The following is a 13,282-nucleotide window of genomic DNA, read 5'->3' on the forward strand; positions in this document are numbered from 1 at the left end:
TTAAGCCGCGGCCTTGGCGCGCAGCACGGTCTTGATGCGGGCGATGTCCTTGCGGATCTCGCCAACGCGGTGGGTCTTTTCCACCTGACCGGTCGCGGCCTGGAAGCGCAGGTTGAACTGCTCCTTCTTGAGGCTGAGCAACTGCTCGGCGAGTTGGTCAGGCGTCATGCCCCGGATATCAGCAATCTTGGTCATGCCGCTTCGGCCTCCAGAGCCGCACCAGCGTCGATGCGGGTGACGACACGGGTACGGATCGGCAGCTTGGCCGCGCCGAGGCGCAGCGCTTCGCGGGCGACATCGTCCGGCACGCCGTCGATTTCGAACATGATGCGACCCGGAGCCACGCGAGCGGCCCAGTGGTCGACGGCGCCCTTGCCCTTACCCATCCGGACTTCGGCCGGCTTGCCGGTGACCGGCACGTCGGGGAAGATACGGATCCAGACACGGCCTTGACGCTTCATCTGGCGAGTGATCGCGCGGCGAGCCGCTTCGATCTGACGCGCCGTGATGCGCTCCGGCTCAACGGCCTTGAGGCCGTAGGAGCCGAAATTCAGCAGGGTGCCGCCCTTCGAAGTGCCGTGGATACGGCCCTTGAACTGCTTGCGGAACTTGGTTTTTTTCGGTGACAGCATAGCGCTCTATCCTTAGCCCCGATCGCGACGGCCGCGATCACCCCGGTCGGGACGATCGCCGCGCTCGCGTCCGCCACCTTCGCCGGCCGGGCCGGATTCAGTGGCGAGACGCTTGTCGAGCGCCATCGGGTCGTGGTCCAGCACTTCGCCTTTGAAGATCCAGGTCTTCACGCCGATGATGCCGTAGGTGGTCTTGGCTTCCGCGAAACCGTAGTCGATGTCAGCACGCAGGGTGTGGAGCGGCACGCGACCTTCGCGATACCATTCCATCCGCGCGATTTCAGCGCCGCCGAGGCGACCCGACACGTTGATGCGGATGCCCTTGGCGCCAAGACGAACGGCCGATTGGATCGACCGCTTCATGGCGCGACGGAAGGCGATACGGCGCTCAAGCTGCTGGGCGATGGACTCGGCCACCAGCTGGGCGTCGGTTTCGGGCTTGCGGATCTCGACGATGTTCAGGTGAACCTCGCCTTCGGTCATCACCGACAGGTCCTTGCGGAGCTTGTCGATGTCGGCGCCCTTCTTGCCGATGATCACGCCGGGACGCGCCGCATAGATCGTGACGCGGCACTTCTTGTGCGGACGCTCGATGATGATGCGCGACACGCCGGCGAGATACAGGCGCTTCTTCAGCATCGTGCGGACCGCGAGGTCCTGATGAAGAAGCTTGCCGTACTGGGCGCCGTCGGCGAACCAACGGCTGTCCCAGGTACGATTGATGCCGAGCCGCAGCCCGACTGGATTGACTTTCTGACCCATTAGGCGGCCTCACCCAGTTCGCGGACCACGATGGTGATCTCGGAGAACGGCTTTTCAACGCGCGTCGCACGGCCGCGGGCGCGGGGCGAGAAGCGCTTCATAACCAGATTCTTGCCCACATAGGCCTCGGCGACGACCAGCGAGTCGATGTCGAGGTTGTGGTTGTTCTCGGCGTTGGAAATGGCCGAGTACAGCGCCTTGCGGACATCCTGAGCGATACGCTTGTGGCTGAATTCGAGCTCGTTCAGAGCGCGCTGGACGTTCAGACCACGAATGGACTGGGCGACCAGGTTCAGCTTGCGAGCGCTGGTGCGCAGGGTACGAACCTTGCACATCGCCTCGTTGGCCGGCAGGCGGCGAGCTTGTTTAGCTTGGCTCATGGCCTACTTCCTCTTCGCCTTCTTGTCGGCGGCGTGGCCGGGGAAGCTGCGGGTGGGTGCGAACTCACCGAACTTCATGCCGACCATGTCTTCCGACACGGAGACGGGGATGTGCTTGTGACCGTTGTGCACGCCAAACACCAGGCCGACGAACTGCGGCATGATGGTCGAGCGACGCGACCAGGTCTTGATCACATCCTTGCGGCCCGACGCCAGGGCGACATCGGCTTTCTTCAGGAGGTACCCGTCGACAAACGGGCCTTTCCAGACGGAGCGGGTCATGGCTTAGCGGCCCTTTTTCGCTTTGTGGCGCGAACGGATGATATATTTGTCCGTGGCCTTGTTGACGCGGGTCTTGGCGCCCTTGGTCGGCTTACCGGCCGGGGTCACCGGGTTACGACCGCCGGAGGTACGGCCTTCGCCGCCGCCGTGGGGGTGATCGACCGGGTTCATGGCGACGCCACGAACGTGAGGACGACGGCCCATGTGGCGAACGCGACCGGCCTTGCCGAGGTTCTGGTTCGAGTGGTCCGGGTTCGACACGGCGCCCACGGTGGCCAGGCAGGTGTCGAGCACCATGCGCAGCTCGCCCGAGTTCAGACGGATCTGGGCGTAACCGGCGTCACGACCGACCAGCTGGGCATAGGCGCCAGCCGAACGCGCGATCTGGCCACCCTTGGCGGGCTTGAGCTCGACATTGTGGATGATCGTGCCGATCGGCATCGTCCGCAGCGGCGAGCTGTTACCCGGCTTCACGTCGACCTTGTCGGCGGTGACAACTTCGTCACCGGCCTTGAGGCGCTGCGGGGCCAGGATGTAGGAGAGCTCACCATCTTCCTGATACTTGATCAGGGCGATGAAGGCGGTGCGGTTCGGATCATATTCAAGGCGAACGACGGTGGCCGTGCCTTGCTTGCGACGTTTGAAGTCGACCAGACGGTAAAGACGCTTGGCGCCGCCGCCCCGGAAGCGAACCGCGATGCGGCCATTGCCGCCACGGCCGCCCGACTTGGTCAGACCTTCAACCAGCTTCTTTTCCGGGCGGCCCTTGTGGAGCTCGCTGCGGTCGATCAGCACCAGGCCGCGTTGGCCCGGGCTAGTCGGATTATAATGCTTCAAGGCCATCTGGTTAGAGCCCCGTCGTGATGTCGATCGACTGGCCTTCGGCCAGGGTCACGATGGCTTTTTTGACATCGGAACGGCGTCCGATGATGCCGCGGAAGCGCTTGGTCTTGCCCTTGGTAACCATGGTGTTGACCTTGGTGACCTTGACCTTGAACAGCTCTTCGACTGCGGCGGCGATTTCGTCCTTCGACGCATCGGCGGACACCCGGAAGACAACCTTGTTCTGCTCGCTGAGCAGGGTGGCCTTCTCGGTGATCACCGGCGACAGGATCGTGTCGTAGTGGCGGGCGGTAGCGGCCATTACGCGGCTTCCTTCTCAGCGAAGCGCGCCGAGATCGCTTCCACCGCGTCCTTGGTGAGGACCAGGGTATGGCGACGCAGCACGTCATAGACGTTCAGGCCGGCGTTCGGCAGCACGTCGATGTTCGGAATGTTGCGGGCGGCGAGCTTGAAGTTACCGTCCACTTCCGGACCCGCGATGACCAGGGCGTTCTTCAGGCCCATCTTGTCGAAGTTGGCGCGCAGGGCGGCCGTCTTCGGATCGGTCAGAGCCACGTTATCCAGCACGATGATCGAGCCGGCCTTGGCCTTTGACGACAGAGCGTGGCGCAGAGCCATGGCGCGGATCTTCTTGGGAAGATCGAACGCGTGACTACGCACGACGGGGCCGTGAGCCTTGGCGCCGCCGACGAATTGAGCCGCACGGCGCGAACCGTGACGAGCCGAGCCGGTGCCCTTTTGCTTGTACATCTTCTTGCCCGTACGAGAGACCTCGTTGCGAACCTGAATCTTGTGGTTCCCGGAGCGGCGCTTGGCCAGCTGCCAGGTGACGACGCGTTGCAGGATGTCACTGCGGATGTCGGCGATGCCAAAGATGGCGTCGTCGAGATCAACGGAGCCAGCGCTGCCGCCGTCCAGATTGATGACGTCGAGTTTCATTAGCCTTCGCCCTCTTCGGTCGTCGCCGCGGAGGTTTCTTCAGCGGGGGTTTCAGCAGCGGCCTCGGCCGGAGCTGCGCCAGCCGAACGGAAGGCGCCCGGACGCGGCAGATCGGCCGGAGCGGCCTTCTTGATCGCGTCGCGAACCTTGACGTACGAGCCTTCCGAGCCAGGGACGGCGCCCTTGACCAAGATAAGGCCGCGCTCAACGTCCACTTTCCAGACGGTGACGTTCAGGGTGGTGACGGTTTCCTGACCCAGGTGACCGGCCATCTTCTTGCCCTTGAACGTACGACCCGGATCCTGGCGTTGGCCAGTCGAGCCGTGCGAACGGTGCGAGACCGAGACGCCGTGGGTAGCGCGCAGACCGCCGAAGTTCCAACGCTTCATGGCGCCGGCGAAACCCTTACCGACGGTGACGCCTTGGATATCGACCTTCTGGCCAGCGACGTAGTGGTCGGCGGTGAATTCCGCGCCCACTTCGATCAGGGCGGCTTCATCAACGCGGAATTCGGCGACGACCCGCTTGGGCTCGACCGAGTTCTTGGCGAAGTGACCGCGCATGGCGTTCGGGGTGTTCTTCGGCTTCTTGGCGCCGGCGCCGAGTTGCAGGGCGGTGTAACCGTCCTTCTCGACCGTGCGCTGGGCCGTCACCTGGCAGCCGTCCAGCGAAAGGACGGTGACGGGGATGTGCTGTCCGGCTTCGTCAAAGAACCGGGTCATGCCCAGCTTCTTGGCGAGAACGCCTGTGCGTTGTGCGGGGAGAGTCATCTGTTCGGCTCTCCTTACAGCTTGATTTCGACGTCGACGCCGGCCGAGAGGTCGAGCTTCATCAGCGCGTCCACGGTCTGCGGAGTCGGATCAACGATGTCGAGGACGCGCTTGTGCGTACGGATCTCGAACTGCTCGCGCGACTTCTTGTCGACGTGCGGCGAGCGGTTGACGGTGAATTTCTCGATAAGCGTGGGCAGGGGGATAGGACCCCGTACCGTCGCACCCGTGCGCTTGGCCGTATTGACGATCTCGCGCGTGGAATGATCCAACACGCGGTGATCGAAGGCCTTGAGCCGGATGCGGATGTTCTGACGATCCATATCGCTCGGTTTCCTAGTGGGCTGCGCCCGCGTCTCGAACCATTTCAAAGACCAACCCGGAACCCCTCCAAAGAGAGAACTCCGCACGCAGCGTCCGCAAAACAAATAGGCCCCGGCGGTCACCCGCTAGGGCCGGTGACTGAAAACTGCGCCCCAAAAGGCGCTGCTCGAAGTCGTTCGCGGACCGCGTTTGAACCCGAAAGTTCACAGCCGATCCAACAGAGTGGGGCTTTTACGTGCCAGAATCGGTTTCGTCAAGCGGTTCGGGGCCGGTTTTGGGCGACGTTGGGGAGACAGGCCAAGGGCCCCTCTCCTCCCCTCATCCCCGGCGAAGGCCGAGACCAAAGCTGAGTTTGATCGCTCGCTCGCAAGAAGGCCCGCGCCACGGCTTGGGTCCCGGATTTCGCCAGGATGGAGGGAGTTTGGGAACGCGAGGCGACAAATAGCGCTGTCGGACGAAACGTGCGTCCTGCTTGAGAAGAGGAGGCATGAACGTGCGCGCTTAGGCGTAGGGTACGCCAGCCCGTCACCGCAAGTGTCACAAAACTGCATCAATTCGCCGCTCACCCACTGGGCGCGGGTTGTGAACCCAGCCGAAGCTCCATAAATCCGCCCCTCCTCGACGGACGGGCGGCCCTCCCCAAAACGACCGCCCGCCGATCGAGGCCACACAGTAAGGGGATTACCCACTATGAAGACCCAACTCTTTGCCGCCGCCGCCGTCCTGGCGCTGGCCGTCTCCGCCCCAGCCTTCGCCCAGAACATCGGCTCGGTCGGCGCCGCCGTGAACTATACCGACATCGACACCGGCTTTGGCGACGCCAACGGCACCTCGGTCAAGGTCGACGGCAACGTCGCCATCCCGACCGGCGCCTGGACCGTGACCCTGAACGGCGCCGTCACGGTCAACGACAACGACATCAGCGACGAGACCGTCGCCTCCACCGCCGCTCACCTGACCACCAAGGTCGGCGACACCGTTCGCGTCGGCGGCTTCGCGGCCCTGTCGCGTCCGTCGAACGACACCCTCTGGGCCGTCGGCGCTGAAGCCAGCAAGTACTTTACCAACGTCACGCTGAACGGCCTGGTCGCCTATGGCCAGTCGAACGACCTGGACGCCGACCTGTACGCCGTGCGCGGTGAAGCCCGCTACTTCGTCTCGGACGACTTCCGTCTGGACGTGGGCGCCGGCTATTCCAAGCTCGACGCCGACGCCGGCTTCAACGCCGACATCTGGGACGTCAATGCCGGCGGGGAATACAAGTTCGCCAACACCGGCTGGTCGACCTTCGGCAAGTACACCCACACCGAATCCGAAGACCTGGCCGACCTGAAGGCCGACGCCGTGAAGGTGGGCTTCCGCTACACCTTCGGCGGCAGCCTGAAGGCCCGCGACGCGGCCGGCGCCGACCTGATCGACGCCGACAGCCTGTTTGGCTTCGGCGTCCGCTAACACGGACACCGTTGGTCACCAGCGGACAAAGGGACGCCCCGGAGCTCAGGCTCCGGGGCGTTTCGCCCTCTCTATATATAGAGCGTCGTCTAGCGACCGATGATCACGTCGCCAGAGCCGGCGACCGACTTGCTGACCGGACCCTCGGCCTTGGCGATGCGCACGTCGCCCGAACCGGCCACCGACACATCGACCTTGCCGGCCACCCCGCCGAAGTCGACGTCGCCCGAGCCCATTATGCTGACATCCACCGACCGCGCGCGGCCGCCCAGGATGGTCACGTCGCCGGAGCCGGCGATGTTGGCGTCGATGGCCCCCGCGACGCTAGCAGTGTTCACCCCGCCCGAGCCGGCGATATTGACCTCCAGATCGCCGCCGATCTCCTGAGTCTTCACGTCGCCCGAGCCGGCGATATTGATCTCGGCCGAGCCGGCGCTGCCGGCCTTGGTGTCGCCCGAGCCCGCCTGGCTCAGTTCCAGTTTGCCCTTGACGTTGGCGACCGTCCAATCGCCGCAGCCGGCGTTGGCCAGTTCCAGCTTGTCGGTGCGACCGACGCTGCCGAACACCGCGCCGGCGGCGGCGATCTCGGCGTTCATCGGCGTGCGGATGACGATCTGCGGCATGTCTTCCCACTTCACGTCGCCGACCCCGCGCACGTGGACCGTCAGACTGCCCATCACCGAGTTGCAGCCATTGATGCGGTTCATCCTCAGGCCTCCGTCGACGATGGTCTCCGAGCCGTTCTGGCGAACGGTGAGCGGCAGGTTCTGGTTGGTGGTCAGAAATTCGACCTTCACGTCTCCGCGGGCTTCGGGGATCACCACCACCCGGGCGACGGCGTCCTTGATCTTCACGGACGGGTCGGCTTGGGCGGCTCCGGCAAAGCCAAGAGCAGCGGCGCCGGCGGCCAGGATCAGAAGTGCGCGCATGGAAGTCCCTCGAACGAATGGTTTGTTGAGGGAAAGTTAGCCGGGCCCTTATCGAGAAACGACTTAATTCGAGGTCATGACCCTGATGTCATGATCTTGCCAAGGTCGCGGTCGCGGCGCCAAGCCGCCGAGACCGCCTTGCAGGTGGGCGCGTCGCCGCGTCGGTCGTCGCCAACGGGACGGCCGGCACGTTGAAGATGACCTCAACGTTTGCCTGACGCACTCTGTCCCCATGGCCACCATCATCGACACCCGCCGCGACCAGATGTTTCCCCGCCTGACGCCGGAGGAGATCGATCGCATCCGCCGGTTCGGCGACCTCGGCATGGTCGGCAAGCTGGATCCAGACCGGAACTACGACGTCGCTGTGGTCGGAGCCGGTCCGGCGGGCTTGGCCACCGCGGTGTACGCGGCCTCCGAAGGCCTGTCGGTTCTGGTGCTCGACACCCGGGCGCTCGGCGGCCAGGCGGGCGCCTCGGCGTGGATCGAGAACTATCTAGGTTTTCCCACCGGCGTCTCTGGCATGGCCCTGATGGCCTGGGCCTAAAACCAGGCCCAGAAGTTCGGCGCCAATCTGGCGGTCTCCGACGAGGTGGCGACGCTCGACTGTGATGGCGAAAGCACCGGCTATCACCTGCAGCTGACCAGCGGCGAGACCACCCAGGCCAAGGCCGTGGTGATCGCCAGCGGCGCGCGTTACCGGCGGCTGGAGGTCGCCAATCTCGACCAGTTCGAGGGCAGCTCGGTGCATTATTGGGCCTCGCCGCTCGAGGCCAAGCTATGCGCGGGCCAGGAGGTGGCGCTGGTTGGGGCCGGCAAATCGGTGGGCCAGGCGGCGGTCTATCTAACCAGCCAGGTCGCCAAGGTACGGATGGTGATGCACGGCGAAAGCCTGCACGCCAGCATGTCGCGCTACCTGATCGACCGCATCGAGAGCGCGCCCAATATCGAGGTGCTGACCCGCAGCGAGATCATCCAGCTGGATGGTGAGGACGGCCAGCTCAGCGCCATGCACTGCCGCCACCTGGACACCGGCGAGCAACATTGCAGCCCGATCAGCCATCTCTTCCTGTTCATCGGCGCCCAGCCCAACACCGCCTGGCTGGCCCAGCGCCATGTCGAGTTCGACAACCACGACTTCGTGCGCACGGGTCCGGACCTGTCGCCCGGGACCCCGGTGCTGCAGACCAACCGCCACGGCGTGTTCGCGATCGGCGACGTGCGGGCGGGATCGCTCAAGCGGGTCGCCGAGGCGGTGGGTGAAGGGGCGCAGGTGGCGACGGCGATCCACGCGTATCTGGCGGAGCCGGTGACGGCGGCCTAGGTCCTCCCCCTGTGGGGGAGGTGGTCGCGTAGCGACCGGTGGGGGGAGGTTTGGGGACTTGGGGTCCGGGAGGCGGCGCTTTTTAAAGACTCCCCCCGCCGTCGGCTTGGCCGACACCTCCCCCTGTGGGGGGGGAACTTGGTAAAGCAAAAGGCCCCGGGGTTTCCCCCGGGGCCTTCGCAATCTCAGCCGAAGCCTAGAGCGTCGAGACTATTCGACGATCTTGGCCACGACGCCGGCGCCGACCGTGCGGCCGCCTTCGCGGATGGCGAAGCGCAGGCCCTGGTCCATGGCGATCGGGGTGATCAGCTCGACGTCCAGCTCGGCGTTGTCGCCCGGCATGATCATTTCCACGCCTTCGCGCAGCTTGATGATCCCGGTGACGTCCGTGGTGCGGAAGTAGAACTGCGGGCGATAGTTGGTGAAGAACGGGGTGTGACGACCGCCTTCTTCCTTGGTCAGGATATAGGCCTCGGCCACGAACTTGGTGTGCGGGGTGATCGAGCCGGGCTTGCAGAGAACCTGGCCGCGCTCGACGTCTTCGCGCTTGGTGCCGCGCAGCAGCACGCCCACATTGTCGCCGGCCTGACCTTGGTCGAGCAGCTTGCGGAACATTTCGACGCCGGTGCAGGTCGTCTTCTGGACCGGGCGGATGCCGACGATCTCGACTTCTTCACCGACCTTGACGATGCCCTTTTCGATCCGGCCCGTGACCACGGTGCCGCGGCCCGAGATCGAGAACACGTCTTCGACCGGCATCAGGAACGGCAGGTCCAGAGGACGGGCCGGTTGCGGGATGTAGTCGTCGACCGTCTGCATCAGCGCCAGGATCGACTGCTCGCCCACAACGGGGTTGCCGCCGTCGATCGCGACCTTGGCCGAACCCTTGGTGATCGGAATGTCGTCGCCCGGGAAGTCATAGGACGAAAGCAGCTCGCGCACTTCCATCTCGACCAGCTCGAGCAGCTCTTCGTCATCGACCAGGTCGACCTTGTTCATGTAGACGACCAGGGCCGGCACGCCGACCTGACGGGCCAGCAGGATGTGCTCGCGGGTCTGGGGCATCGGGCCGTCGGCGGCCGAGACCACCAGGATCGCGCCGTCCATCTGGGCGGCGCCGGTGATCATGTTCTTCACATAGTCGGCGTGGCCGGGGCAGTCGACGTGGGCGTAGTGACGGTTCTTCGTCTCATATTCCACGTGCGCGGTGTTGATCGTGATGCCGCGGGCCTTTTCTTCCGGCGCGGCGTCGATGTCGGCGTAGTTCATCGCCTTGGCGCCGCCTTGCTTGGCCAGCGTGATCGTGATCGCGGCCGTCAGCGTCGTCTTGCCATGGTCAACGTGACCGATGGTGCCGATGTTGCAGTGCGGCTTGTTACGTTCGAACTTTTCCTTGGCCATTTTTCTCTACCTTAGGACCCCATTCCCCTCAGAAAAGTGGGGGGGCCTCAAATTGAATGGGAATTGCTGGGGTTCTTTTAGGCGTACTTCTTGATCACTTCGTCGGCGACATGCTGCGGCACCGGCTCGTAGTGATCGTATTGCATGGTGAACTGGGCGCGACCTTGGCTCATGCCGCGCAGGGTGTTCACGTAGCCGAACATGTTGGCCAGCGGCACGAAGGCGTTCACCACCGTGGCGTTGCCGCGCATGTCCTGGCCCTGGATCATCCCGCGACGACCGTTCAGGTCGCCGATGACCGAACCCAGATACTCTTCCGGGGTCACAACCTCGACGGCCATGATCGGCTCGAGCAGCTTGGGAGCGCCCTTCTCGCGCAGTTCCTTGAAGGCGGCGCGCGACGCGATTTCGAACGCCAGCACGCTGGAGTCGACGTCGTGGTACTTGCCGTCCGTCAGGGTCGCCTTGAAGTCGATCAGCGGGAAGCCGGCCAGCAGGCCGTTGTCCTTGACCGACAGCAGGCCCTTTTCGACGCCGGGGATATATTCCTTCGGAACCGCGCCGCCGACGATGTCATTCTCGAACACGAAGCCCGAGCCCGGCTCGCCGGGTTCGAACGTGATCATGACGCGGGCGAACTGGCCCGTACCGCCGGTCTGCTTCTTGTGGGTGTAGTCGATGTCGACCTTGCGGCCCAGGCTTTCGCGATAGGCCACCTGCGGCGCGCCGATATTGGCTTCGACCTTGTAGGTCCGCTTCAGGATGTCGATCTTGATGTCCAGGTGCAGTTCGCCCATGCCCTTCAGGATCGTCTGGCCGCTTTCGAAGTCGGTCGAGACGGTGAAGGACGGGTCCTCGGCGGCCAGCTTGGCCAGGGCGACGCCCAGCTTTTCCTGGTCGGCCTTCGACTTGGGCTCGACGGCGATCTCGATGACCGGAGCCGGGAAGATCATGCGCTCGAGGATGACCGGCGACTTCAGGGGATCGCACAGGGTGTCTCCGGTGCGGGTGTCCTTGAGGCCGGCCAGGGCGACGATGTCGCCGGCGAAGGCTTCCTTGATGTCTTCGCGGTTGTTGCTGTGCATCAGCAGCATCCGGCCCACCCGCTCGCGCTTGTCGCGCGTCGAGTTCAGCAGGCCCATGCCGGTTTCCAGCTTGCCCGAATAGATCCGGCAGAAGGTCAGCGAACCGACGAAGGGGTCGTCCATGATCTTGAACGCCAGAACCGACAGCGGCTCTTCGTCCGAGGCCTTGCGAACGATATCTTCTTCGGTCTTGAAGTCGATGCCCTTGGTCGGCGGGATGTCCAGCGGCGACGGCAGGTAATCGACGACGGCGTCCAGCAGCGTCTGCACGCCCTTGTTCTTGAAGGCCGAGCCGCAGAGGATCGGATAGAAGGCGCCCTCCAGCACGGCCTTGCGGATGCACTTCTTCAGCACGGCTTCCGAGGGCTCTTCGCCGCCCAGATAGGCTTCCATCGCCTCGTCGTCCATTTCGACGGCGGCTTCCACCAGATAGGCGTGGGCTTCGATGGCCTTGGCCAGCAGGTCGGCGGGGATTTCCTCGTCGCGGAAATTGGCGCCCAGGGCGTCGTTATCCCAGATGACGGCCTTCATGCGGACCAGGTCGACCAGGCCGCTGAGGGTGTTTTCCGCACCGATCGGGAACTGGATCGGCACGGCCTTGGCGCCCAGGCGGTCGCGGATCGACTCGACCGACTTGTCGAAGTCGGCGCCGATCTTGTCCATCTTGTTGACGAACACGATACGAGGCACGTTGTACTTGTCGGCCTGGCGCCAGACGGTTTCGGTCTGCGGCTCGACACCGGCGTTACCGTCCAGCACGGCGACGGCGCCGTCGAGGACACGCAAGGAACGCTCGACTTCAATCGTGAAGTCGACGTGGCCTGGGGTGTCGATGATGTTGAGGCGCTTTTCTTTCCAAAAAGCGGTCGTCGCGGCCGACGTGATGGTGATGCCGCGCTCTTGTTCCTGGTCCATCCAGTCCATGGTCGCGGCGCCGTCGTGGACTTCGCCAATCTTGTGCGACTTACCTGTGTAATACAGGATCCGCTCCGTTGTCGTCGTCTTCCCGGCGTCGATGTGCGCCATGATGCCGAAGTTACGGTAGTCTTCGATTTTATGCTGGCGGGCCATGGATCTAGCTCTGTGTGACTGCCTCGCGCCAACCTGGAGCGGGGACATTTAAACGTGCGGCGCGGGCGGTTTATCGCAAACCGCCCGCGCCTGAAAGAGTGCTGGTGAGAAAGGTTACCAGCGGTAGTGCGAGAACGCCCGGTTGGCTTCAGCCATCTTGTGGGTGTCTTCACGCTTCTTCACCGCGGTGCCGCGGTTGTTGGAAGCGTCCAGCAGTTCGCCGGCCAGCTTTTCGGTCATGGTGTTTTCGCCACGCTTGCGCGCGGCGGTCACCAGCCAGCGGATGGCCAGGGCGCGACGACGCTCCGGACGGACCTCCACGGGCACCTGATAGGTGGCGCCGCCGACGCGGCGCGACCGGACTTCGATCGCCGGGGCGACGTTGTCCAGAGCGGAGTGGAAGGTTTCCAGGGGGCCCTGGTCCTTGCGCTTGGTCTCGATGATATCGAAGGCGCCATAGATGATGTTTTCAGCGACGGCTTTTTTGCCCTCGTACATCACATAGTTCATGAATTTCGTGACGATCAGGTCTCCGAACTTCGGGTCCGGCAGAACTTGACGTTTCTCGGCGCGACGGCGGCGTGACATGCTTCTTTTTCCTTACTTCGGACGCTTGGCGCCGTAGAGCGAACGACGCTGCTTACGATCCTTGACACCTTGGGTGTCGAGGACGCCGCGCAGGATGTGGTAGCGGACGCCGGGCAAATCCTTGACGCGGCCGCCGCGGATGAGCACCACAGAGTGCTCCTGCAGGTTGTGGCCTTCGCCCGGGATGTAGCACACGGCTTCGATGCCGGTGGTCAAACGGACCTTGGCGACCTTACGAAGCGCCGAGTTCGGCTTCTTCGGGGTGGTCGTGTAGACGCGGGTGCAAACACCGCGACGTTGGGGGCAGCCCTTCAGGGCGGGCACCTTGTTCCGGACCGGCTTGGGCTGGCGCGGCTTGCGGATGAGCTGGTTGACGGTAGGCATTCAGTCTCTGCTCTGATGGAAGCGTGTGCCTGTCGGCCGAAGCGCTTCGGGTCCTTGTTGTTTTTCGTCCGGCTTTCTCGGCCCCCAAGGGGGACCTGATAAACACGAAACTCGCC

Annotated in this window: 16 protein-coding genes and 2 pseudogenes; 2 read left to right on the top strand and 16 right to left on the bottom strand. The window is 64.1% G+C overall.

The features are described from left to right. The 11 genes and pseudogenes from rpmC to ACP7AG_RS05855 all read right to left on the bottom strand — a co-directional run. Nucleotides 1-195 (bottom strand): 50S ribosomal protein L29, encoded by a 195-nt coding sequence (rpmC, locus tag ACP7AG_RS05805; RefSeq protein WP_035049361.1) that lies wholly within the window; start codon nt 193-195, stop codon nt 1-3. Further along, nucleotides 192-632: a 50S ribosomal protein L16 gene (gene rplP, locus ACP7AG_RS05810; RefSeq protein ID WP_426011816.1), complete on the bottom strand. Its 441-nt coding sequence runs from the start codon at nt 630-632 to the stop codon at nt 192-194. Before rplP ends, rpmC begins: the two co-directional genes overlap by 4 nt. Before the next feature lie 12 nt (nt 633-644). After that, nucleotides 645-1,394, bottom strand: coding sequence for a 30S ribosomal protein S3 (gene rpsC / locus ACP7AG_RS05815; protein WP_426011817.1), 750 nt, complete (start codon nt 1,392-1,394; stop codon nt 645-647). Next, complete coding sequence (gene rplV / locus ACP7AG_RS05820; protein ID WP_007662752.1) at nt 1,394-1,774, bottom strand: 50S ribosomal protein L22; 381 nt, start codon at nt 1,772-1,774, stop codon at nt 1,394-1,396. Before rplV ends, rpsC begins: the two co-directional genes overlap by 1 nt. Nucleotides 1,775-1,777: 3 nt before the next feature. Further along, entirely contained in the window at nt 1,778-2,056 is a 279-nt protein-coding gene (gene rpsS, locus ACP7AG_RS05825; RefSeq protein WP_007662753.1) for a 30S ribosomal protein S19, read from the bottom strand. A 3-nt stretch (nt 2,057-2,059) separates the two neighbouring features. Beyond that, nucleotides 2,060-2,899 carry a 50S ribosomal protein L2 gene (rplB, locus tag ACP7AG_RS05830; protein WP_426011818.1) on the bottom strand — a complete coding sequence of 280 codons (840 nt, stop codon included), beginning with the start codon at nt 2,897-2,899 and terminating at the stop codon, nt 2,060-2,062. A gap of 4 nt (nt 2,900-2,903) precedes the next feature. Continuing rightward, nucleotides 2,904-3,200 carry a 50S ribosomal protein L23 gene (locus tag ACP7AG_RS05835; protein WP_419251732.1) on the bottom strand — a complete coding sequence of 99 codons (297 nt, stop codon included), beginning with the start codon at nt 3,198-3,200 and terminating at the stop codon, nt 2,904-2,906. After that, nucleotides 3,200-3,838, bottom strand: coding sequence for a 50S ribosomal protein L4 (rplD, locus tag ACP7AG_RS05840; protein ID WP_426011819.1), 639 nt, complete (start codon nt 3,836-3,838; stop codon nt 3,200-3,202). The genes ACP7AG_RS05835 and rplD overlap by 1 nt, the downstream gene beginning before the upstream one ends. Beyond that, the gene (gene rplC / locus ACP7AG_RS05845) at nt 3,838-4,608 is read right to left on the bottom strand and encodes a 50S ribosomal protein L3 (protein WP_426030125.1); all 771 of its coding nucleotides are present in this window, start codon (nt 4,606-4,608) and stop codon (nt 3,838-3,840) included. Before rplC ends, rplD begins: the two co-directional genes overlap by 1 nt. Nucleotides 4,609-4,622: 14 nt before the next feature. Continuing rightward, nucleotides 4,623-4,931, bottom strand: a complete 309-nt coding sequence (gene rpsJ, locus ACP7AG_RS05850) for a 30S ribosomal protein S10 (protein ID WP_004616952.1) — start codon at nt 4,929-4,931, stop codon at nt 4,623-4,625. A gap of 13 nt (nt 4,932-4,944) precedes the next feature. Next, nucleotides 4,945-5,044, bottom strand: a pseudogene (locus ACP7AG_RS05855) (hypothetical protein); the annotation flags it as partial. Between the two features lie 578 nt (nt 5,045-5,622). On the opposite strand from ACP7AG_RS05855, the gene ACP7AG_RS05860 reads away from it, so the two are divergent. Next, nucleotides 5,623-6,384 (top strand): hypothetical protein, encoded by a 762-nt coding sequence (locus ACP7AG_RS05860; protein WP_426030126.1) that lies wholly within the window; start codon nt 5,623-5,625, stop codon nt 6,382-6,384. Between the two features lie 89 nt (nt 6,385-6,473). Here the strand turns inward: ACP7AG_RS05860 and ACP7AG_RS05865 are convergent, their stop codons facing one another. Further along, a complete protein-coding gene (locus ACP7AG_RS05865) occupies nt 6,474-7,313 on the bottom strand; it encodes a GIN domain-containing protein (RefSeq protein WP_426011822.1) in 840 nt (279 codons plus the stop codon). Between the two features lie 325 nt (nt 7,314-7,638). Here ACP7AG_RS05865 and ACP7AG_RS05870 point away from each other — a divergent pair. Beyond that, nucleotides 7,639-8,637: pseudogene (locus ACP7AG_RS05870) on the top strand (NAD(P)/FAD-dependent oxidoreductase). 210 nt (nt 8,638-8,847) lie between these two features. Here the strand turns inward: ACP7AG_RS05870 and tuf are convergent. The 4 genes from tuf to rpsL form a co-directional block, all read right to left on the bottom strand. Beyond that, nucleotides 8,848-10,038 (bottom strand): elongation factor Tu, encoded by a 1,191-nt coding sequence (gene tuf, locus ACP7AG_RS05875; RefSeq protein ID WP_426030128.1) that lies wholly within the window; start codon nt 10,036-10,038, stop codon nt 8,848-8,850. A gap of 77 nt (nt 10,039-10,115) precedes the next feature. Beyond that, nucleotides 10,116-12,194: an elongation factor G gene (gene fusA / locus ACP7AG_RS05880; RefSeq protein ID WP_426009233.1), complete on the bottom strand. Its 2,079-nt coding sequence runs from the start codon at nt 12,192-12,194 to the stop codon at nt 10,116-10,118. Nucleotides 12,195-12,308: 114 nt separating this feature from the next. Next, nucleotides 12,309-12,782 (bottom strand): 30S ribosomal protein S7, encoded by a 474-nt coding sequence (gene rpsG / locus ACP7AG_RS05885; protein WP_426009236.1) that lies wholly within the window; start codon nt 12,780-12,782, stop codon nt 12,309-12,311. A gap of 12 nt (nt 12,783-12,794) precedes the next feature. Next, a complete protein-coding gene (gene rpsL / locus ACP7AG_RS05890) occupies nt 12,795-13,166 on the bottom strand; it encodes a 30S ribosomal protein S12 (RefSeq protein ID WP_007661566.1) in 372 nt (123 codons plus the stop codon). Nucleotides 13,167-13,282: the final 116 nt, after the last annotated feature.

Origin of the sequence: Caulobacter sp. DWP3-1-3b2, assembly GCF_049896325.1 — a bacterium.
In the GTDB taxonomy this organism is placed as follows: Bacteria; Pseudomonadota; Alphaproteobacteria; order Caulobacterales; family Caulobacteraceae; genus Caulobacter.

What these genes read in the sequence shown, in the direction of transcription:
- rplD (WP_426011819.1), bottom strand. Translation starts at nt 3,838, where the DNA reads ATGAAACTCGACGTCATCAATCTGGACGGCGGCAGCGCTGGCTCCGTT.
- ACP7AG_RS05860 (WP_426030126.1), top strand. Translation starts at nt 5,623, where the DNA reads ATGAAGACCCAACTCTTTGCCGCCGCCGCCGTCCTGGCGCTGGCCGTC.
- rplC (WP_426030125.1), bottom strand. Translation starts at nt 4,608, where the DNA reads ATGACTCTCCCCGCACAACGCACAGGCGTTCTCGCCAAGAAGCTGGGC.
- fusA (WP_426009233.1), bottom strand. Translation starts at nt 12,194, where the DNA reads ATGGCCCGCCAGCATAAAATCGAAGACTACCGTAACTTCGGCATCATG.
- ACP7AG_RS05835 (WP_419251732.1), bottom strand. Translation starts at nt 3,200, where the DNA reads ATGGCCGCTACCGCCCGCCACTACGACACGATCCTGTCGCCGGTGATC.
- ACP7AG_RS05865 (WP_426011822.1), bottom strand. Translation starts at nt 7,313, where the DNA reads ATGCGCGCACTTCTGATCCTGGCCGCCGGCGCCGCTGCTCTTGGCTTT.
- rplP (WP_426011816.1), bottom strand. Translation starts at nt 632, where the DNA reads ATGCTGTCACCGAAAAAAACCAAGTTCCGCAAGCAGTTCAAGGGCCGT.
- tuf (WP_426030128.1), bottom strand. Translation starts at nt 10,038, where the DNA reads ATGGCCAAGGAAAAGTTCGAACGTAACAAGCCGCACTGCAACATCGGC.
- rpsJ (WP_004616952.1), bottom strand. Translation starts at nt 4,931, where the DNA reads ATGGATCGTCAGAACATCCGCATCCGGCTCAAGGCCTTCGATCACCGC.
- rpsS (WP_007662753.1), bottom strand. Translation starts at nt 2,056, where the DNA reads ATGACCCGCTCCGTCTGGAAAGGCCCGTTTGTCGACGGGTACCTCCTG.
- rpsL (WP_007661566.1), bottom strand. Translation starts at nt 13,166, where the DNA reads ATGCCTACCGTCAACCAGCTCATCCGCAAGCCGCGCCAGCCCAAGCCG.
- rpmC (WP_035049361.1), bottom strand. Translation starts at nt 195, where the DNA reads ATGACCAAGATTGCTGATATCCGGGGCATGACGCCTGACCAACTCGCC.
- rpsG (WP_426009236.1), bottom strand. Translation starts at nt 12,782, where the DNA reads ATGTCACGCCGCCGTCGCGCCGAGAAACGTCAAGTTCTGCCGGACCCG.
- rpsC (WP_426011817.1), bottom strand. Translation starts at nt 1,394, where the DNA reads ATGGGTCAGAAAGTCAATCCAGTCGGGCTGCGGCTCGGCATCAATCGT.
- rplV (WP_007662752.1), bottom strand. Translation starts at nt 1,774, where the DNA reads ATGAGCCAAGCTAAACAAGCTCGCCGCCTGCCGGCCAACGAGGCGATG.
- rplB (WP_426011818.1), bottom strand. Translation starts at nt 2,899, where the DNA reads ATGGCCTTGAAGCATTATAATCCGACTAGCCCGGGCCAACGCGGCCTG.